Genomic DNA, 19,731 nt, shown 5'->3' on the forward strand with positions numbered 1-19,731 from the left:
AGCGAGATCGCTGACCTATGTCCAGGACGCTCGACCACCTGCTCGACCAGAATGTCGCCTGGTCGCATCGCAAGACGCGCGATGATCCGGGCTTCTTTCGCCGCATGGCCGAGCAGCAGGCGCCCCGTTATCTCTGGCTCGGATGCTCGGACAGCCGCGTGCCGGCGAATGACGTGCTCGGCATGGATCCTGGTGAGGTGTTCGTTCACCGCAATATCGCCAACATGGTCCACACGAGCGATATGAACATCCTCTCCGTGCTCGAGTTCGCCGTCGAGCATCTCAAGGTGGAGCACGTCATCGTCTGCGGTCACTACGGATGCGGCGGCATTCAGCAGGTATTGGCCAACGAGCGCGGCTCGATGCTCGACCATTGGCTGCAGCCGCTGACCATGATGTACCACAAGCATCGCAGGCTCATAGATACAGTCCCAAGCGAAGCCGTGCGCCTGAACCGGCTCTGCGAGATCAACATCGAAATGCAGGTACGGCGTGTTGCTGCGACGCCGATCGTGGAGAATGCCTGGGCGCGCGGCCAGCGGCTGCACGTGCACGGCTGGATCTACGCAATCCATGACGGCCTGCTGCGCGATCTTGGTCCGCACCTCTCCTCGATCGCCGAGCGGGACGCGCTGCCGTCGATAGATCAGCGGGTATGTGATCCTGTTGAGCCTGTGAGTGCCATGCGCCGCCAGGCCATGGATGTCTTTGCGCCCGTCGCCCACGCCAACACACGGGGATAGGAGATGAACTATATGAGGCCATCGGCGCCGATCATGGCGATCGTCTATGACGACGGGCAACGCATCGCTCCGCTCATGGATCGGATCGTTACCTATCTTCGAGCGACGGGCTGCCAGCTTGCCGGCCTCCGGCAGATCGCGGTATCGCGACCGGGCCAGTCCCGTTGCGACATGATCCTCGAGGATCTCGCGAGCGGGGCGACGGCGGCGATCTCCGAGGACCGGGGGGAAGGCGCACGGGGCTGCCGCCTCGATGTCGATGCGCTGCTCAAGGCCATGGCGCGCGCACGCGATGCGCTCGATGAGCGCCCGGACCTGCTGCTCGTGAATAAGTTCGGCAAGACGGAGTGCGAGGGAGGTGGACTGAGGCCCCTTATTGTCTCGGCTTTGGAGCGCGAGGTGCCGGTTCTGGTCGCAGTGCCGAGAGGAAATATCGACGGCTGGCGCGCCTTTGCAGGTGAGCTTTCAGTCGAGCACGATCTCGCCGATCTGCCGGACGATGTCGCGCGCGTCGTCGATCTGCTTGGGCTGGAGATCGAGAGGCAAGGCAGCGAGCATAGGCCCCATGCGCTCTCGGGTATTGAATGGCCGGCCGCATAGAATGGGAATGGCCCCTCGCGCGGAGCGGTAGAATCAGGTGAGCGGTTGAGACATGAGCAGCGACAGGCCCAGACTGCGTGAAGCCGAGGCGCGGCGCGCGGCCTTTGCGGCGGATGTGCAGGCGCGCACGGGCATCAACGAGGAGATGATCCAGCGTTTGGTGCACACGTTCTACGATCGCATACGGGCCGACGAGGTACTCGGGCCGATCTTTGCTGCGCGCATCACGGACTGGGCGCCGCATCTTGAACGCATGTGCGCCTTCTGGTCGTCGGTGACGCTGATGACGGGCCGCTACCACGGCCGCCCCATGCAGGCACATGCATTTCTGCCGATCGGCGGCTCGCACTTCGACCGATGGCTTGCCCTCTTCGCACAGACTGCGGGCGAAGTCTGCCCCCGCGCCGCGGCTGACTATTTCGTCGAGCGTGCGCGGGCGATCGCAGAGAGCCTGGAGCTCGGGATTGCCACGGCGCGCGGTCTGATGCTCGCCAAGGGCGAGCGGTTGCCAGCACGCGAAATTTCCTAGGAGTGAGACATGGCCAGTAGTGCCGCGCAGATTCGCGCCTTCGAGGGACCGGCGCTGCTGAGCTACGGCTTCCGGCCGTTCTTTCTTTTCGGCGCCGTCTGGGCCGCTGCCGCCGTCGCTCTCTGGCTGCCCATGCTGAGCGGGCATCTTGCGCTACCGAGCGCATTCACTCCCGTCGAATGGCATGTGCATGAGCTCATCTTCGGTTATGTGCCGGCGATTGTGGCCGGCTTCCTGTTGACGGCCGTGCCGAACTGGACGGGCCGGCTGCCGGTGGTCGGCACGCGCTTGCTCATGCTGTTCCTCGTGTGGCTCGCGGGCCGGATCGCGGTGTTCTTTTCTCTCTGGATTGGGGCTTGGGTTGCGGCGATTGTTGATCTCGCGTTTCTCGTCGCGCTCGCCGGCGTGATCGGGCGTGAGATTGTTGCGAGCCGCAATACGCGCAATTTGAAAGTGCTTGTCGGCGTTGCGCTGTTGCTCGTGAGCAATGCCCTCTTTCATGTGGAGGCGGCGGCCGGTATCGGCGATGGCCACGGAACGCGGCTCGGCATCGCGGTTACGCTGATGTTGATCATGCTGATCGGCGGACGCATCATTCCGAGCTTCACGCGCAACTGGCTGGCGCGACGCGGACCGGGACGCTTGCCGGCACCCTTCGATCGCCTCGACATGGCAATCATGGGAGCGAGCGCGGTCGCACTCGTGAGCTGGATCGTGTTGCCGCACGCGCTGACCACCGCCATCCTGGCCGCGCTCGCGGGCGCCTTGAATACGGCGCGGCTCTTCCGCTGGGCAGGCGAGCGCACGGGCTCAGAGCCGCTCGTGCTGATCCTGCACATTGCCTATGCCTTCGTGCCCACGGGGTTCTTCCTGCTGGCCCTCGGCATACTGCGGCCCGACATTGTCCTGCCGAGCGGCGCGCTGCATGGTTGGACGACCGGCGCGATCGGCGCCATGACGCTGGCGGTCATGACGCGCGCAAGCCTCGGCCATACGGGGCAACCGCTCACGGCGACGCGCCCGATCCAGCTCATCTATGCAGCCGTCGTCATCGCAGCTCTGGCACGGATAGCCGCCGCATTCGACGTGATGAGGGAGCCGATGCTGCACCTCTCGGCGACAGCCTGGGTGGCGGCGTTCGTCGGCTTCGTCGTGGTCTACGCGCCGCTTCTCATGCGTCGAGCATAGAATTTCTCGCCCCCGATCGCGGCGGAATCAGCCCCGCACTGGCGCGTGAAGATGGCAGGCGACGGCGCGTCCGTTGCTGAGGTCGGTAAGCTCCGGATCGATCGTCTTGCAGACTGGCATGGCCGATGGACAGCGCGTGTGAAAGCGGCAGCCCGGCGGCGGTCTCAGCGCACTGGGGACTTCGCCGGTGACGATCATGCGCGGTCGTGCGGCCTCCACTTCCGGATCGGCGACAGGCACAGCCGCAAGCAGGGCCTGCGTGTAGGGATGCAGTGGCCGCGCATAGAGCTCGTCGCGCCGCGCGATCTCGACAATGCGGCCGAGGTACATGACGGCAATGCGATCCGAGATGTGGCGGACGACGGCGAGATCATGGGCAATGAACAGGTACGTGAGCCCGAGCCGCTCCTGAAGATCCATGAACAGGTTCACCACCTGCGCCTGGATTGAGACATCGAGCGCCGAGACCGGCTCGTCGCACACGATCAGTGTCGGCTCGAGTGCGAGCGCGCGAGCAATGCCGATGCGCTGGCGCTGACCGCCGGAGAACTCGTGCGGATAGCGATCGGCCATGTCGGGCAGCAGGCCGACGAGACGCAGCAACTCGTCGACGCGCGCGCGGGCCGCGGCTCGGTCGTCGGCGAGGCCATGCACCTCGAGCGGCTCCAGGATGATGTCGCGCACGGTCATGCGCGGATTGAGCGAGCCATAAGGGTCTTGATAGACCATCTGCATGCGCCGCCGGACGGCGCGCATGGCTGCGGCGTCGTGCTTGGCGATGTCAGCGCCCTCGAAGAGGATGCGCCCCGCAGTCGGCGTAAGCATACGCAGCACCGCGAGGCCGGTCGTCGATTTACCGCAACCGGATTCGCCGACAAGCCCGAGTGTCTCGCCGCGATTGAGCGCGAAGGATACGCCGTCGACGGCCTTCACGGTTGCGATTTCATGCTTGAAGAGCACGCCGCTCATGATCGGGAAGTGCACTTTGAGGTCACTGACGCGGAGAACCTCGTCGGTGGCACTCACGCGCGCGTCCGCCCGCACCTCACTGGACAACGAGTTCTGCATTGGCGAAGCACGCTTTCTGGTGAGTGGGCGAGACGGGTTCGAGCTTCGGTCGCTCATGATGGCAGCGCGCGACGGCGGCCCGGCAGCGCGGCGCGAAGGCACAGCCCGCAGGAAGCCGCGCGAGATCGGGCGGCTGGCCGTCGATCGGAATGAGGCGGCGGCGGGTATCGCCGTCGAGCCGCGGCACGGATGTGAGCAGGCCGACGGTGTAAGGGTGGCGGGGCTTCTTGTAGAGCTCGCGCGCTGGTGCCGTTTCGACAATGCGGCCGCCGTACATGACGATCACGCGATCGGCATAGCGTGCGACGACGCCCAGATCATGCGTGATCAGCATGAGGGCGGTGCCGCTCTCCTGCGTGATCTGCTTCAGAAGATCGAGGATCTGCGCCTGCACGGTGACGTCGAGGGCCGTCGTCGGCTCATCGGCGATGATCAGGCTCGGCGCGCAGCCGAGCGACATGGCGATCATGATCCGCTGGCGCATGCCGCCCGAGTACTGATGCGGGAAGGAGGCGAGGCGGCTCTGAGCATCGGGAATGCGCACACGTGAGATGAGTTCCGCAGCTTTCTCAAGTGCCGCCGCCCAGGGCGTGCGGCGGTGCTCGTTGATCGGCTCCGCGACCTGGATGCCGACCGTGAGCGATGGATTGAGCGACGACATCGGCTCCTGGAAGATCATCGCGATCTTGTTGCCGCGGATGTCACGGATGCTCGCGTTGTCCAGCTCCAGCAGATTGCGGTTCTCGAAGATGACCTCGCCGGCGGCGATGCGCCCCGGCGGCGACGGGATCAGGCGTAGGATCGAAAGTGCCGTCACGCTCTTCCCCGAGCCCGACTCGCCGACGATCGCGACCGTCTCGCCACGGCCGACATCGAAGGACACATCGTCCACGGCCGTCAGCTCGCCGCGATCTGTGCGAAACCGCGTCGTCAGTCCGCGAACCTGGAGGACCGGTGTGCTCATGCCGCCGATGGCTCCTTAGAAATGGTGCGGGCCGCGGAGAATTCCGCGGCCCGGCGGCCGGCTTCAGTAGCCCATCTTCTTCTTCAGATCCTGATCGATCCACATGCGTGCGTAGATCGGGCCGGGACGCACGGCGCCCGCACGCAGCTCACCGTTGTAGTTCTTCACCCACGGCCACCAGGCCGTATAGAGATACGGTGTCGGCAGCCAGATATAGGGCGCCTTGTCGAGGATCTCGATCGTCAGCTCCTTCAGCATCTTCTGGCGCTTCGCCTCGTCAGGCTCCTGGTACACCTCGTCCATCTTCTTGTCGTAGGCGGGGTCGGACCATCCCGAGGGGTTCCACGTCTGGCCGGTGGTGAACGACTTGCGGATCGTCGTCGTCGGATTCGTATGGCCGTTGTTCATGAAGTAGCCGGCCGTCATCTTGCGCGAGGTCATTGCCGAGAGGAACGCCGCGTACTCCATGGGCTGGATCTCGATCTTCACGCCGACCTGCTCGAGATAGGCGGCGATGAGCGGCAGCAGCTCCATGTGGTCGGGATTGCACGAGCAGACCTGCACCTTGAAGGTGAAGCCCTTGGGATGTCCGGCTTCGGCGAGCAGCTTCTTTGCCTTCGCGGGATCGTACTTGAAGAGCTCCTGCACGGACGCCGGCATTTCGGAGAGCGGCTGGAAGTAGCCCTTGTAGTCGGGGTGCATGGGATAGGCGAAGAGCTCGGCATGGCCATTGTAGTACGCCTTGACGATCTCTTCCTTGTTGACGGCGTAGTTGAGCGCGCGCCTCACGCGAATGTCGTCGAACGGCTTCTCGGCCACCTGAAAGGCGAGGAAGGTGCCCGACATGAAGAGCCAACGCGACCACTTGAGGTCCGGGGCGGTCTTCTTGAGGTTGTCCACGGCCTGCCAGCGGATAGTCTCGAGAATATCGAGCTTGCCGGTGCGCAGCGAGGCGTGCTGCGTCGCTTCATCCTTGATCGTGCGATAGATCACGGAGTCGATGAGCGGCAGCTTGACCTTCTCGCCGCCGATGGTGTCGCTGTCCCAGTAGTTGGGGTTCTTCGTGTAGGTGTTCGAGCTGCCGGAGACGAAATCCGTCAGCGCGAAGGGGCCCGTGCCATTGCCGTTCTTCCAGTTGGCGATGCCGGCGTCGACCACTTCCTTGGGATAGATGCAGGAAAAGTAGCCCCAGCCGAAGCGATAATCCCACTCCGCGAAGTTATGCTTCATATTGAAGACGATGGTGTGCTTGTCGGGCGTTTCGACCTTGTCGACGTGGTCGAAGTAGCCGCGAATGCGCTTCGGGCTCGCGTCGAGGCGGTTATAGGAAAAGAGCACATCCTCAGACGTGAACTCGCGGGCCTTCATCACCCCTTCCTTCTCGGGGAACATGATGCCCTTGCGCAGCTTGATCTCGACGCGGAGCGGGTTCTGCTTCCACTCCCAGCTTTCGGCAAGCTCGCCGCGGATCGCATCAGAGGGCAGCCAGGCATCGGCATAGAAGGGATGCGGGCCGCCATTCTTGACCGACTTCGTGAGGTCGGCGGCAAACAATTGCTCGCAGTAGTGGCCGATATCGTGGTTCTGCTTCCAGTTCCAGTCAGCCGGATCGAACGAGAGCGCGGAGATCGTGACATAGACCGTGCCGACGGTGAGCGTGCCGCCGGGCTTTGGCTTTTCTGCAGCGGCATTGCCCATGGAAATGGCAAGGCCGAGTGCCACTGCGGCGCCGAGCCGGAGCGGCTTTGCTAAATCGTGTCGCATTCTATCCTCCCAGTGTCATTTCAGTCTTCGGCCGTTTCGGCTTCTGTTGGTGGTGTCTGTGTCCGCTCCCACGGGCGGACTAGCGTGATCCTCTCATGCGTGGATCGAGCAGATCGCGGAGTGCATCGCCGAACATGTTCGTCGAGTACACGACGAGCGTCAGGCAAAGGCCCGGCGCCAGCGCGAGCCATGGTCCCTGGAACATGAATGTGCGACCGGAGCCCGAGAGCATCCCACCCCAGGTCGGCGCTGGTGGTGGTACGCCGAGCCCGAGGAAGGAGAGACCCGACTCGGCAAGGATGACGGTGCCGACGCGCGTCGTGAAGAGCACGATGATCGGCGGCATGACGTTCGGCAGGATGTGCCGCCAGAGAATGCGCGGCGTGCGCGCGCCGACCGATTGCGCAGCATGGACGTACATATTCTCGCGCACGGTGATGACGGCGCTGCGGATGATGCGCGAACCGGCGATCCCAAGCAGCAGCCCGAGCGTGCCGATGATCTGCGGCATTCCGGGACCCAGCACCGAAACGACGACGATCAGAATGATGAGATCGGGAAAGCTCATCCAGGCATCGACGAAGCGCTGCGAGATCATGTCGAAGCGGCCGCCGAGGTAACCGGTCAAAATGCCGAGCACGACGGAGATGATCGTCGCAAGACCCGCGGCACAGAAGCCGATGATGACCGAAAGCTGGGCGCCGTAGAGACAGCGCGAGAGCATGTCCCGGCCGAGGTTGTCCGTGCCGAAGGGGTGTTGCCAGGAGGGCGGTTTCAGGCGGTTCAGCGGCGAGATCTGGTTCATGCCGTAGGGCGCCAGAAAGTCCGCGAAGATCCCGCAGAACAGGAAGAGGAGGAAGATGATGGCGCCGGCCGCGCCGAGCGGCTTCTCCTTGAACAAGCGGACGAGGAAGGTGGCGAGGGGGCCGCGGCGTCGAATGGCTCCTGTCTCCGACGCGCTCGCCATCAGCGATACCTCACCTTGGGATCCAGGAGGCCGTAGCTCAGGTCGATAAGCAGATTGAGCAGCATGATCGCGACGCCGACGACGAGGAATACGCCGGTGATGATCGGATAATCACGCTGATAGACGGCATCGAGCAGCAGGAGGCCCATGCCCGGAATGACGAAGATCTGCTCCATGATGACGGCGCCGCCGATCAGCAGCGGGGCCTGTACGCCGATCAGCGTCACGACGGGAATGAGCGCATTGCGCAGGGCATGGCGCGAGACGACGAGGCGTTCGCTGAGGCCCTTGGCCCAGGCTGTGCGGATGTAGTCCTGCCGCAGAACTTCGAGCATCATGGTGCGCGTGAGCCGCATGGACACGGCCGAGAGGGCTGTGCCGAGGATGATCGCAGGAAGGATCATCTGTTTGAGGTTCTGGATGGGGTCTTCCATGAACGGGACGAAGCGCACTTCCGGCGACCAGCCCCACCAGATCGACGGAAACACCATGACCATGGTGCCCGTCCAGAAGCTCGGCACGGCCAGCATGAGAATGGAGAAGGAGCGCGCGACGTAGTCGCCGGGCGTGTCCTGGCGGATGGCCGAGTAGACGCCGATCGGAATGGCGACGGTGAGCGCAACGATCAGCGCGAGAAAGCCGAGCTCGAGCGTGATCGGCATGCGGGCAAGCAAGAGCTCGCTGACCGGCACGTTCTGCCAAAGCGACTGCCCGAAATCCCCGCGAAAGAGGATGCCGCCCATCCAGAGCGCGTACTGCTCCCACATGGGCTTGTCGAGCCCAAGGGCCGCGATCAACTGATCACGGGTGAGCTTGCTGGCGCTGACGTCGTTCTGGCTCAGCATGAGGTCGATCACGTCACCCGGGATCAACCGCACAGTCACGAACACGATCAGGCTCGCGAAGAACAACGTCGGCACCAGCGCCAGAAGGCGCCGGGCGACATACGTCTTCATTATACTTTTCTTCCTCCCTATTCCCGTCAGAATGCCCGCATGGGGCCGTCCTTGCAAGGATCGATTGGCGCGCGGCGCAACGAGAGACAAGGCCGGCCGCGTGAAGTACAAAATAGAAAAGCATCTGCGCTCGGGAGGACTGTGGCCAATGGCAAGTCGCAGGGAGAGGGGCGAGGAGCTGGCGGCCGGATCGGCACCGCCTGATGCCGTTGCGCGCGCTCATGGCATTGTCGAGACGCTGCGTGCGGCGGCCGACCGGATCGAAGAGGCGCGTGCGCTGCCGTCCGACATTATTGCTGCACTGCACGAAGCGCGTCTCTTTCGTATGCTCCTGCCGAAGTCGATCGGCGGCGATGAACTGCATTTGAAGACCCTTGCCGAGGTCATCGAGATCATCGCACGCGCCGACGCCAGCACGGCGTGGTGCCTCGGGCAGGCAGCGGGCTGTGCGATGTCGGCGGCGTACCTCAAGCCCGAGGCCGCGCGCCGCCTGTTCGGTCCCAAGGATGCCGTCCTCGCATGGGGCGCCGGCATCCAGGGCAAGGCGATCGCGGTCGATGGCGGTTATCGTGTGAGCGGCAAATGGACGTTCGCGAGCGGCTGTGCCAATGCGACCTTGCTCGGAGGTCACAGCTATGTTTTCGAGGCCGATGGCACGCCGCGCCGACGCGATGGCCGCCAGCTCGATCGCACAGCCCTCTTTGCGATTTCGAAGGCGCGCATTGACGACATGTGGTTCACGCTCGGGCTGCGCGGTACGGCGAGCTACACATTCGAGGTGCAGGATCTCTTCGTGCCCGAGGACGAGACGGTCGATCGCGACGAGCCTACGGAGCGCGCGGAAGACGGCACGCTTTTCGTCTTCAATGGAACTGCTGCCTACGCGTCGGCTTTCAGCGCATTGATGCTCGGCATTGCCCAGGGCATGGTGAGCGATCTTTCTGCGCTCGCGATGACGAAGACGCCTCGCGGGGCGCCGTCAGCGCTTATGGAAAGTCCGGTGTTCCAGTCCGAGCTGGCGCAGCTCGAGGCGCGGCTCAGGTCAGCGCGCGCTTACCTTCACACGACGCTCGACGAGATTTGGGAGAAGACGCGCGAAACGCGCGACTTTCCATTGATCGAGCGCGCGAACCTGAAGCTCGCCACGACCTACGTCATCAATCAGGGCGTACAGATCGCAGCCGATGCTTATCGCGCTGCAGGGCAGACCGCGATCTTCCCAGTCAATTCCTTCGAGCGGCGACTGCGCGATGCGTACTCGGCATCGCAGCAGATCCAGGGACGGCCCGCGAACTTCATCACGATCGGGCGGGTGTTCCTTGGTCTCCCGCCCGATTCGCCGGTCGTGCTCGGCTAAAATCCCTTCAGCCGCCGCCCGCCGCATTGTAGCCCCGGCCGCCGTCGCCGAGGGCTTCGTAGCCGTTGTCCGTGACGAGGATCGTATCCTCGAGCTTGACGAAGCCGCGCGTCGGATGGCCGATCGTCGTCTCGATGGAAATCACGTAGCCGGCCTCCAGCGGACGATCCTTGTCATAACCTTCGTAGGACATGCGCGGATGGTCCTGCAGGCGCGGCGCCTCGTGCGTCACGAGACCCATGCCATGAGCCATGAAGTGCGTGTATTTGCGGTGCGGCGAAGCGTCGAGCATCTTGTCGGCAATGGCAGCGATGTCGCCGCCGCGCGCACCTGCGCGGATCGGCTTGCGCACGGCCTGCTGCACTTCCTCGACGAAGGCGAGCAGATCCTCATATTCGGCGTCCACCTTCCCGCCGACGACGCCCATGCGGCAGAGATCGCCGATGTAGCCCTTGTAGTTGCCGCCCGAGTCGAGGGAGATGATGTCGCCCTTGGCGAGCCGCTGCTCGGAGGGCGCGCGGTTGAGGCTCGTGCCGGCTGTCATGAGGCAGTAGTCGAAGACGAGCCCGCGGTTCACTTCCTCGCGCCGCAGGGCCTCGACGACCTCGAGCTTGGTCGCACCCGGCACGCAGTGCTTGCGGAAGGTCGTCATCATGGAATCGACGACCCGCTCGGAGGCCTCGCGCAGATAGCCGATCTCCTCCGGCGTTTTCTTGGCGCGGAGGCGCTCGAGCGGGAAGACCGCGTCCACCACGTCCGCATTGGCGATGCCGCGTCGCAGCACGGCCTCGCCGTCGGCCGGCAGGAAGGCGGCCTCGACACCGATGCGGCGCACGGGGCCGAGCTTCGCGATGTGGCTCACCACTTCGCTCATGGTTGCCTGCGTGCCCGTGGTGCCAAGCTTCAAGGTCGGCTGCCAGAACTTGCCGAGTTCGCGCTCGAAGTTCTCCATGGTGCAGCCGACGTAGGCGGCATTCTCGGGCTTTCCCTTCTGGTAGACAATGGCCGGCAGATAACGCGTGGTGCCTGCCGCTTCCATGGTGTCGAAGAAGAAGAAGCGGTAGCCGCCGAGCAGGTACTGCACATTGTGCTTCGAGGTGGCGACCAGCACGTCGATGCCGGCGTCGTCCATCAGCTTGTCGAGATGCTTGGTATCGAACGGAATGGGCTTTTTGATTTCGGCTTCGGCAGCAGCCATGGGCGAACCTCCTGACACAGCGCGTCGAAATTTATGTGCCCCGGCCCGGTCGCGCGGCCGCCCGGCGGTCATCGCGACTATAGCGCTCTTGGGGGCGGCGCGACCACCGCTTTGCGCGCGAATGGCGCGCGTTCAGGCCATGCCGAGGCGCTTCGCACCTTTCCGGAACAGTTCCATTCCCGTCTCGTCGAACCGGAATGCGCGGAAAAAATCTTCGACGGAGTAGTCCGGCAGCGCGCGGCGAATTGAGGCGGCATAGATCTGTGCGTCCTCCATGCGGCCGGCGAGCGCCTGGCTGTAGGCTCCAATGGCGAGCACATGAGGGTGCGCATTGGGACGCGATGCGGCCTTGGCACCCCAGTCCGCCGCACTTTCGAAATCCTGAAGACGCACGAGGGCCATCGTGCGCGCGCCGAGCATGGCGAAGAGGAGGGGATCGAATGGGCTGAGGTGGCGGGAATGGTCGGAGGCATCGATGGCCGCCCGCGGATCACCGGCCTGGGAGCGCACGAATGCGAGCGCGTAGTGGCCGGCGGCAAAATTCGGGCTGAGGTCTACGGCTGTTTCCAGCTCTCTGACCGATTGGCCATGCTGGTTCCTGAGCCACAGAGCACGGCCCATGGCCCAATGCGCGGCGGGATCGCGATCGTCGGCCATCAGGCTCCTGCCGGCAGCGTCGAAGGCGAGGTTGGTTTCGAGCTCGCGTGGTGCCCATCCTTGAAACGCATTCTGCCAGTGCGTGAACGAAAGACCGGCGTAGGCGCGCGCAAACGTCGGATCGAGACGTACGGCCATCTGGAAGAAGTGGCGCGCCTGATCGTTGTCGGCCTTGTTGAAGCGATACATGTGCCAGAGGCCGCGGTGATGCGCCTCCCAGGCATCGAGCGAGTTCGGCGGCTTGAGGATCGCGCGATTGCGCTCGGCGGATTCGACCTCGCTGGCGATCGAGGCGACGATGCGATTGCCGATCTCCTCGAACGCGAGGAAGACGTCGTCGAGCTTTCGGCTGAACACGTCCGACCAGACGATGCGCGCGGTGCGGGTTTCGGAGAGCTCTACCGCGACCGTGATGTTCGGGCCTTCGATCTGCAAGGTGCCGGTGACGATGTAGTCGACGTTCAGCGCGCGGCCCGCAGCCTCCGGATCGAGGCGGCGTTCGTGCAGGGCAAACACCGTACCTGGAGCAATCACGAACAGACTGCGGAGCTTGGCCAGCCGCGTGATGACGTCGTGGACGAGGCCGGCGGCAAAAGCGCCGCGATCTCGCGTTCGATCGGCGAACGGCATCACGGCAACCGAGGCGCGGCGCGGGGCTGGTGGCGAGATCGCGGATGGTTCGGGGGCGGCCTCTGGCTCGCGTGACACCAAGGTCTGGAGCACCGATATGGGGGCCGCCGTAGTCGTCGGTGTCGCGATGGGCAGCGTGCGGGCGGCGCGCCATGCATGACGGAGCGGCGTCGCGTCCAGCCCTTCGGCCTCGAAGAGCTGAACCGTTGTCGCAAGATGTGTCTCGGCGTCAGGAATGCGACCGCGCCGGACGAGCGCCCGGAGCATCAGCTCATGGACGCTCTGATCAAAAGGCGCAAGCTCGAGCCATTTCTCGAGGTGGCCCAGTGCCTCTTCTTCGGAGGCGCGTTTGGCGAGATGCTCGAGTACAGCGGTGTGACGGGCGCGGAAGCGGCGCCGCTCAGCCGCCAGCCATGTATTGAAGTGGGGATTGCGGTCCATTTCCAGACCGTCGAGGAGATCTCCCGCGAACATCGCCGATAGAACACTGAGGCGCGGCGCATCGAGTGCCTCGATGCCGGTCTGTGTCGCGCTGGCGATCTCGATGACATCGACGAAGCAGTCCTCGAGGTCCAGCCGAACGGTATCGCCGTTGGTTTCGACGCGGCGCCGGTCAGGCGTATCGATGAGGCGCCGCAGCTTGCTGAGACACCAGCGCAACTCGCCGCGCGGATCGTTGGGAACGTCCCAAAGAAGCTCGCAGAGGCGGCTGCGCGATACCGGATGCGGAGCCAACGCCAGATAGGCGAAGAGCGCACGGACCTTTCGCGAGGACGGCAGCGCCAGCGCGACGCCGTCGCGGCGGATGGAAATTGGTCCGAGCAGGCGCACGTCGAGGCCTCCGGCGGCGCCGGATGCCGTCACGTCGTGCGTTTCCACGGGCTTTTCCACGCCGCCTCCAACGCTCGCGCCCATGCCGGGCGTCTAATTCATAGATCAGCCGACGGGCCCCGAATGCCAGGGCCGTATGCGGCGGAAATCAAAGGCGAATGCGCCATCCAGTCAATCAAAGGGAACACCCCATGGTTACAGCCCCTTCCGTAAACAGTCAAAATCCGCAGTCGGCTGGCCCCAATCTCGCGGCGGTAAAGGCGCGCCAGCAGGGCGCCTGGTCGTCCGGCGACTACGCCGTTGTTGGCACAACCCTTCAGATCGTCGGCGAGGACCTCTGCGAGGCGCTCGACCTCAGAGCGGGGCAGAAGGTGCTCGATGTCGCCGCAGGCAACGGCAACGTATCGCTCGCTGCCGCCCGCCGGTGGTGCGATGTCATCTCGACGGATTATGTCCCGGCGCTGCTCGAGCGGGGCCGCCAGCGCGCCGCAGCCGAGCGCCTCAAGATCGACTTCCAGGAGGCCGATGCTGAGGCCCTGCCGTTTGCCGACAATACCTTCGATGCGGTCGTCTCCACTTTCGGTGTGATGTTCACGCCGGACCAGGAGAAGGCGGCCTCCGAGATGGCGCGCGTTTGCCGTTCCGGCGGCAAGATCGGGCTCGCCAACTGGACGCCCGAGGGCTTCATCGGCCAGCTCTTCAAGACCCTCGGCCAGCACCTGCCGCCACCGGCCGGCGTGAAGTCTCCCGCGTTGTGGGGCAAGCGCGAGCGTCTGGCCGAGATCTTCGGCTCGGCCGCGGCGATCAAGGCCGAGCCTCGCGCCTTTGTCTTCCGTTATCGCTCGCCGCAGCATTTCCTCGATGTCTTCAAGAATTACTACGGCCCGCTCCTCAAGGCCTTCGAAGCCCTTGAGCCGCCCAAGCAGGCCGCACTCCATGCCGATGTGTTGGACCTCATCGCCCGCTTCAACCGTTCGGGTGACGACACGATGGTCGTCCCGAGCGAGTACCTCGAAGTGGTGATCACGAAGCGCTGACGCCAAGAGCACGTCAATAGCGACCGCTCGTTCGAAGACGCAAAAGGAATCTAGACATGAAGATTATAGCGCGCTCGATTTTCCTCGCGGCCCTGCTTTCGCTGCCGCTTGGCTACGTGGCCATGGGACAGCACCATGGCGACCACGTGATGGTCGTCCCCTCGGACATCAAATGGGGGCCTGTGCCTTCGCTACCTGCTGGTGCACAGATCTCGGTCCTCGAGGGGCCGCTCGACAAGGCGGGCCCGATTACGGCGCGGATCAAATTCCCCGCCAACTATCGCCTGCCGGCGCACACACATCCAGTAATCGAGCATGTCACAGTCCTCTCCGGCACTTTCAATATGGGTACGGGCGACAAGCTCGACATGGGCAAGACGAAACCGCTGACGCCGGGCGCCTTTGCGATCATGCAGCCGGGCACGCAGCACTTCGCATGGACGACAGAAGAAACGATCGTCCAGATTCACAGCGTCGGGCCGTGGGGTGTTACCTACGTGAACCCGGCCGATGACCCGCGTAAGAAATAAGGTCATGAGCAATGCCGGCCTGCCCGTTAACCGGGCAGGCTGGTGTCCGAGCAGCCCTGCTTTCAGGTCATGTCGGAAAACATAATGCGATGATAGCCTAGTCTCACGGTTAGTCATCCAAACGCAACTTTCAGAAAACACCTGATCAATGAGGAGACACCGATGGCCCGCTTTGAAAGCATCCTCGGAACAGTCGGCAATACGCCGGTTGTGCGCATCAATCGTCTCGCGCCCCCGGGCGTGAACCTCTACGTGAAAATCGAAGCCTTCAATCCGCTCGGTTCGGTGAAGGATCGTTTGGCGCTCGGTGTCATCGAGGCGGCAGAGAAATCCGGCGAGCTCAAACCCGGCCAGACTGTCATCGAGGCGACGAGCGGCAACACCGGCATCGGTCTCGCCATGGTGTGTGCGCAGAAGGGCTATCCGCTGGTCGTGACCATGGCGGAGCAGTTCAGTGTCGAGCGGCGCAAGCTCATGCGCTTCCTCGGCGCGAAGGTCGTGTTGACGCCGGCTGCGGGGCGCGCGGTCGCCATGGTCACCAAGGCCGTCGAGCTCGCCAAGACGCACGGCTGGTTCCTCACGCGTCAGTTCGAGAACGAGGCCAATGCCGACATGCACTCGCGCACCACGGCGCGCGAGATCGTCGAGGACTTCAAAGGCGACAAGCTCGACTACTGGGTGACCGGCTATGGCACCGGCGGCACGCTAAAGGGTGTCTCGCGCGTGCTCGCGAAAGAGATGCCGAACACGAAGGTCATCGTATGCGAGCCGGAAGATGCGTCGCTCCTGACGAGCGGCATCGTGCAGGAGCGCAATGCCGATGGTTCGGCGGCAGCGCCCCATCCCGCATTCAAGCCGCATCCCATGCAGGGATGGACGCCGGACTTCATTCCGAAGCTGACCAGCGATGTCGTCGACATGAAGGTGATCGACCGCATCATCCGCATTCCGGGCGCTGAAGCGCTTCGCCTCAGCATGGAGCTCGCGCAGAAGGAAGGCATCTTTGTCGGCATCACGGCGGGCGCTACCTTCGCCGGCGCGCTGAAGATCGCTGCAGAGGCGCCCAAGGGCACGACGATCCTGTGCATGCTGCCCGATACCGGCGAGCGCTATCTGAGCACGCCGCTGTTCGGCAATGTGCCGGCGGACATGACGCCCGAGGAGGCGGAGATCTCCCGCTCGACGCCGAGCGCGCAGTTCCCGGCCTGAGGACGACACGGCCCCGCGAGGGAGATGCGATCATGATCGAGGATCCCCGCGGGCGCATCGACTACGAGGAAAGCGGCACCGGACCGACGGTGGTTCTGGTGCCTGGCTCATGCAGCACGGGTGCAGCCTGGCGGCCGATGATGGCCGTATGGAACGGCTGCTTCCGCTGCGTGACGACGAGCCTGCTCGGCTATGGCGGCACGGCTGAGCGCCGCGACCCGAAGGCGCCAGCGATCGGGCCGGAGGCGGATGCGATCGAGGCGGTCGTGCAGAAGACTGGCGGCCCCGTTCATCTCATCGGACACTCGTTCGGCGGATCGGTGGCGCTGGTGACAACGCTGCGCAAGCGCGTCCCCGTCGCGAGCCTCAGTATAATCGAGGCGCCAGTCGCGCCCCTGTTGAGACATCTCGGCGAGGATGAGCTCTACGCGGGCTTTAACCGGATGACGGATGTCTACTTCGCGGCTTTCGAGCGCGGCGAGCCGGAAGCCGTCGCCGAGATGATCGACTTCTACGGCGGCGGCGGTACGTTCGCTTCATGGCCGCCGCGGCTCCGCGCCTACGCCATCGAGACGACGCACGTGAACATCCTCGACTGGTCGTGCGGCTATGCCTTTCCCGAATCCGCCGCGCAGCTTGCCGAGATCGACGTTCCGACGCTCATTCTTTGGGGTGGAGCCAGCCCACGGGCGGTGCAGCGCGCGAATGAGCTTCTGGCAGATCACGTTCCGGGCGCCGAGCGGATGACCATCGCTGGTGCCGCGCACTTCATGATCGCGACGCACGCCGTGGAGGTTGCGGAGGCCGTCGCGCAGCACGTGGCAAAAGCGGATCGGGCAGCCGCGGCCTAGCGCGGTGTGCGGCGAGCGCACTTGACCTAGAGATGTCCGCGGTGTGCCGTGCCCGCAGCCCCGGCCATGAGCCCCTCGTCCTCGTATCGCTCGAAAGAAAGCTGTCTGGCGAGCGTCGATGGCGCAGCGCCGGCAACCCAGCGGGCGCACATGTCGCCAGCCGCGCAGGCAGCCATGGTGCCGTAGCCCGATAGCGCCGTGATGAGGAAGACGCCGGGCGTCTTCGCAGGTCCGATGAGGGGCCAGTTCTCGCCGGTCATCGGGTAATACCCGCCATAGTGAATGCGTTCGCGCGGCATGGCCGCAATGTACGGTTTGAGGCGCGGATGCAGGCGACTGGCACCGCGCAGCACGATCTCTGGAAAATTCGGATCGAGCGGCGGTTCGAGCATCGGCGCACTCGGTGTGCTGTTGTACGCCCAGCCGAGCTTGATCCACGTGCCGCGCTCCCCGCCATCGGGCCGGCAGTGGATGTTGCCGGGCATGGGCTCCAGAAAGCGGGCGAGGTTTGGATCCGTCGCGAGGGCCTCGCGCTCCTCAGGCGTCCATTCAATGGACTGGCCGTCGAGATCGATAGAGAAGGGCATCTGGCGCGAGATGGCGCCCTGCTGATCGGGGAAGGCGATCTTCTGCTGAAGGACATTGATGATCGGCAGGCTCTCGCCATGCAGGGCCGAGACGTGCGCAGCAAAGGGGCCGGCAGCGTTGATGATGACATCGGCGCGCACGATCTCGCGGGCGCCGTTCGCCTCGGTCTCGAGCGTGAAACGGCCGTCCGATCTGATTGCCGTGACGCGCGCCTGACGGAAGCGGCCGCCCGCGGCCCGTATTTCCTCGAGCATGTACTGACCGAGCTGCTGGCCGCTGATATCGCCAGCGCGGCGCACATGCAGGATCGTCGCGATGTCGGGATCGAAATACGGGAAGTGCCGGCGGATCAGCTCGCGATCGAGCAGGACATCGACGCCGCCCGGTGCTGCCTCCCAATCGGCCGAGACCGGTGGCTCGTAACGCGCGTTCGCGCTCTCATGAATGCGGATGGTGCCCGCGGGTGCCGTGCCGTAACTTGCATCGAGCTGGCGGATCAGATCCTCAGGGCGAGGCCGGCGCGTCGCCAGGACATAGCCGCGCCGCGTCATATGAAAGCGATTGTTGGTCCGCCGCGCGATGTCCTCCATGAGACTGATGCTGGTGTCGGTCAGCGCGGTCATGGTGGGATGCGGCCACCAGTTCCGGTAGTTCTCGCCTGATGCAGCAGACGTGAGCGCCATGGGCTGGCCCATGTCGAGGATCAGGAGCCGAGTTCTCTTGTGCTCCGTTGCGAGGTAGTAGGCCGCGGCAATGCCGGCGATGCCCGCCCCGATGATCGCGACATCCACGTCGTATGATTGCATGCGCGTCGCCCCCTCGAATTGCGATCGGTACCTTTCCGGCCTGATGGAGCGGCATGGCAGCTAGGTTCCGCCGCTTCTGGAAGCCTACACGGGATGGTGGCACTGTGCATGGATATCGGCGAGAGACGTCTCGAGAACAGCAAGAACGAAGCGAGGAGCGACCATATGGAATTTGGGATCCTGTTCACCTCCCATCCCCACAGGGACCGCGAGCCCTATCCTCATCAGGCCGTCCACGCCCGCGTGACCGACGAGATCGTCACCGCTGACCGCCTCGGCTTCGACTACGCGTGGCTCGCCGAGCATCACTTCTCGACCGAATACGGCATCATGCCTGATGTCTGGGTCTATGCCGCGCACCTCGCAGCGCTCACGAAGCGTATCCGCCTCGGCATGGCCGTGGTCACGCTGCCGCTCGCGAACCCCGTGCGCGTCGTCGAGAACGCGAACTTCGTCGATATCCTGAGCGGCGGTCGCGTCGCTCTCGGCCTCGGCTCCGGCTATCGCAAGTACGAGTTCGACGGCTTCGGGCTCGACTTCGAAGTGCGCCGCGATATGCAGGACGAGGCGCTGGCCCTGATGGTGGACCTCTTCCGCACCGGCAAGACCAGCCGCAGGGGCAAGTACTTTACGGCCATCGTCGATGGCGACTACGAGCTGTTGCCGCAGCCCCTGCAGAAGCCCTATCCGCCGCTTTTTCTCGCCGGCGGAACGGACCGTTCGATCGGGGCCGCGGGCAAGCTTGGCTTCGGTCTCATGCTCTCGACGCTCACGCCGTTCGACACTCTGGCCAAGCAAACGGCGCACTACCGCGCCAACCTCGCCGAGGCGAGCGCAGATGCCCGGGCCAATCCCGCTTTTGGCCAGATCGATATCGCGCGCTGGGTCTATGTCGCCGAGAGCGATGCGCAGGCCAAGAAGGATAGCGAGGAAGGACTGCTCCGCCACCTCAGGCACTTCTCAGGCGGTCATCAGTCCGGCTATCTCGGGCAGGTCTCGCAGGGCAAGGACTCGATTTCCGATGCCCTCGACTATGATGCGCTCGCTCGCTCGACGATCATTCACGGCTCGCCGAAGACGGTCATTGCGCGCATCGAGGAGCTCAAGGCGAAGACGGGTCTCACCTCGCTCATGCTGCACTATCCGCCCTGGTATGGAAGCGAGAAGGCCAAGACGTCGCTGGAGCTCTTCGCGCACGAGGTGATCCCGCGGCTGCGCCCACCCGCCAAGGCGGCAGAATAGGCGCAGCAGTATCCGT

18 protein-coding genes are annotated in these 19,731 nt (G+C 64.3%); 10 read left to right on the plus strand and 8 right to left on the minus strand.

Annotated elements, in window-relative coordinates; genetic code table 11:
* The first annotated feature begins 17 nt into the window (after positions 1-17).
* From CS1BSM3_RS14630 to CS1BSM3_RS14645, 4 genes are read left to right on the plus strand one after another with little or no spacing between them, the layout of a single operon-like run.
* Positions 18-743 (plus strand): carbonic anhydrase, encoded by a 726-nt coding sequence (locus CS1BSM3_RS14630; RefSeq protein ID WP_072387834.1) that lies wholly within the window; start codon positions 18-20, stop codon positions 741-743.
* Between the two features lie 12 nt (positions 744-755).
* A complete protein-coding gene (locus tag CS1BSM3_RS14635) occupies positions 756-1,343 on the plus strand; it encodes a DUF2478 domain-containing protein (RefSeq protein WP_210188778.1) in 588 nt (195 codons plus the stop codon).
* 52 nt (positions 1,344-1,395) lie between these two features.
* Positions 1,396-1,872 (plus strand): group III truncated hemoglobin, encoded by a 477-nt coding sequence (locus CS1BSM3_RS14640; RefSeq protein WP_072387836.1) that lies wholly within the window; start codon positions 1,396-1,398, stop codon positions 1,870-1,872.
* 9 nt (positions 1,873-1,881) lie between these two features.
* Positions 1,882-3,060, plus strand: coding sequence for an NnrS family protein (locus CS1BSM3_RS14645; protein WP_072387838.1), 1,179 nt, complete (start codon positions 1,882-1,884; stop codon positions 3,058-3,060).
* A 27-nt stretch (positions 3,061-3,087) separates the two neighbouring features.
* Here CS1BSM3_RS14645 and CS1BSM3_RS14650 read toward each other — a convergent pair whose 3' ends face one another.
* The 5 genes from CS1BSM3_RS14650 to CS1BSM3_RS14670 form a co-directional block, all read right to left on the minus strand.
* Positions 3,088-4,029, minus strand: coding sequence for an ABC transporter ATP-binding protein (locus tag CS1BSM3_RS14650; RefSeq protein WP_244540520.1), 942 nt, complete (start codon positions 4,027-4,029; stop codon positions 3,088-3,090).
* Between the two features lie 76 nt (positions 4,030-4,105).
* Positions 4,106-5,092 carry an ABC transporter ATP-binding protein gene (locus CS1BSM3_RS14655; protein ID WP_072387842.1) on the minus strand — a complete coding sequence of 329 codons (987 nt, stop codon included), beginning with the start codon at positions 5,090-5,092 and terminating at the stop codon, positions 4,106-4,108.
* Between the two features lie 63 nt (positions 5,093-5,155).
* The gene (locus tag CS1BSM3_RS14660) at positions 5,156-6,856 is read right to left on the minus strand and encodes an ABC transporter substrate-binding protein (protein WP_072387844.1); all 1,701 of its coding nucleotides are present in this window, start codon (positions 6,854-6,856) and stop codon (positions 5,156-5,158) included.
* Positions 6,857-6,935: 79 nt separating this feature from the next.
* The gene (locus CS1BSM3_RS14665; protein ID WP_072387846.1) at positions 6,936-7,823 is read right to left on the minus strand and encodes an ABC transporter permease; all 888 of its coding nucleotides are present in this window, start codon (positions 7,821-7,823) and stop codon (positions 6,936-6,938) included.
* Complete coding sequence (locus CS1BSM3_RS14670) at positions 7,823-8,779, minus strand: ABC transporter permease (RefSeq protein ID WP_072387848.1); 957 nt, start codon at positions 8,777-8,779, stop codon at positions 7,823-7,825. The genes CS1BSM3_RS14665 and CS1BSM3_RS14670 overlap by 1 nt, the downstream gene beginning before the upstream one ends.
* A 148-nt stretch (positions 8,780-8,927) precedes the next feature.
* Here CS1BSM3_RS14670 and CS1BSM3_RS14675 point away from each other — a divergent pair, with 148 nt between their 5' ends.
* Complete coding sequence (locus CS1BSM3_RS14675) at positions 8,928-10,136, plus strand: acyl-CoA dehydrogenase family protein (RefSeq protein ID WP_072387850.1); 1,209 nt, start codon at positions 8,928-8,930, stop codon at positions 10,134-10,136.
* Positions 10,137-10,143: 7 nt separating this feature from the next.
* Here CS1BSM3_RS14675 and CS1BSM3_RS14680 read toward each other — a convergent pair whose 3' ends face one another.
* The gene (locus CS1BSM3_RS14680; RefSeq protein ID WP_072387852.1) at positions 10,144-11,334 is read right to left on the minus strand and encodes a M24 family metallopeptidase; all 1,191 of its coding nucleotides are present in this window, start codon (positions 11,332-11,334) and stop codon (positions 10,144-10,146) included.
* Positions 11,335-11,466: 132 nt separating this feature from the next.
* Entirely contained in the window at positions 11,467-13,536 is a 2,070-nt protein-coding gene (locus CS1BSM3_RS14685; protein WP_072387854.1) for a BTAD domain-containing putative transcriptional regulator, read from the minus strand.
* Positions 13,537-13,643: 107 nt separating this feature from the next.
* Here CS1BSM3_RS14685 and CS1BSM3_RS14690 point away from each other — a divergent pair, with 107 nt between their 5' ends.
* The 4 genes from CS1BSM3_RS14690 (at position 13,644) to CS1BSM3_RS14705 (ending at position 17,079) form a co-directional block, all read left to right on the plus strand.
* Positions 13,644-14,489, plus strand: a complete 846-nt coding sequence (locus tag CS1BSM3_RS14690; RefSeq protein WP_072387856.1) for a class I SAM-dependent methyltransferase — start codon at positions 13,644-13,646, stop codon at positions 14,487-14,489.
* A 56-nt stretch (positions 14,490-14,545) separates the two neighbouring features.
* Complete coding sequence (locus CS1BSM3_RS14695; protein ID WP_072387858.1) at positions 14,546-15,019, plus strand: cupin domain-containing protein; 474 nt, start codon at positions 14,546-14,548, stop codon at positions 15,017-15,019.
* A gap of 162 nt (positions 15,020-15,181) precedes the next feature.
* Positions 15,182-16,228, plus strand: a complete 1,047-nt coding sequence (locus CS1BSM3_RS14700) for a PLP-dependent cysteine synthase family protein (protein WP_072387860.1) — start codon at positions 15,182-15,184, stop codon at positions 16,226-16,228.
* Positions 16,229-16,260: 32 nt separating this feature from the next.
* Positions 16,261-17,079, plus strand: a complete 819-nt coding sequence (locus CS1BSM3_RS14705) for an alpha/beta fold hydrolase (RefSeq protein ID WP_072387862.1) — start codon at positions 16,261-16,263, stop codon at positions 17,077-17,079.
* Positions 17,080-17,105: 26 nt separating this feature from the next.
* Here the strand turns inward: CS1BSM3_RS14705 and CS1BSM3_RS14710 are convergent, their stop codons facing one another.
* The gene (locus CS1BSM3_RS14710; RefSeq protein ID WP_072387864.1) at positions 17,106-18,473 is read right to left on the minus strand and encodes an NAD(P)/FAD-dependent oxidoreductase; all 1,368 of its coding nucleotides are present in this window, start codon (positions 18,471-18,473) and stop codon (positions 17,106-17,108) included.
* Between the two features lie 165 nt (positions 18,474-18,638).
* Between CS1BSM3_RS14710 and CS1BSM3_RS14715 the strand changes: the two genes are divergently transcribed.
* Positions 18,639-19,715, plus strand: a complete 1,077-nt coding sequence (locus CS1BSM3_RS14715; RefSeq protein WP_174263688.1) for an LLM class flavin-dependent oxidoreductase — start codon at positions 18,639-18,641, stop codon at positions 19,713-19,715.
* Positions 19,716-19,731: the final 16 nt, after the last annotated feature.

The sequence above is a fragment of the Hyphomicrobium sp. CS1BSMeth3 genome (assembly GCF_900117415.1).
Taxonomy (GTDB): domain Bacteria; phylum Pseudomonadota; class Alphaproteobacteria; order Rhizobiales; family Hyphomicrobiaceae.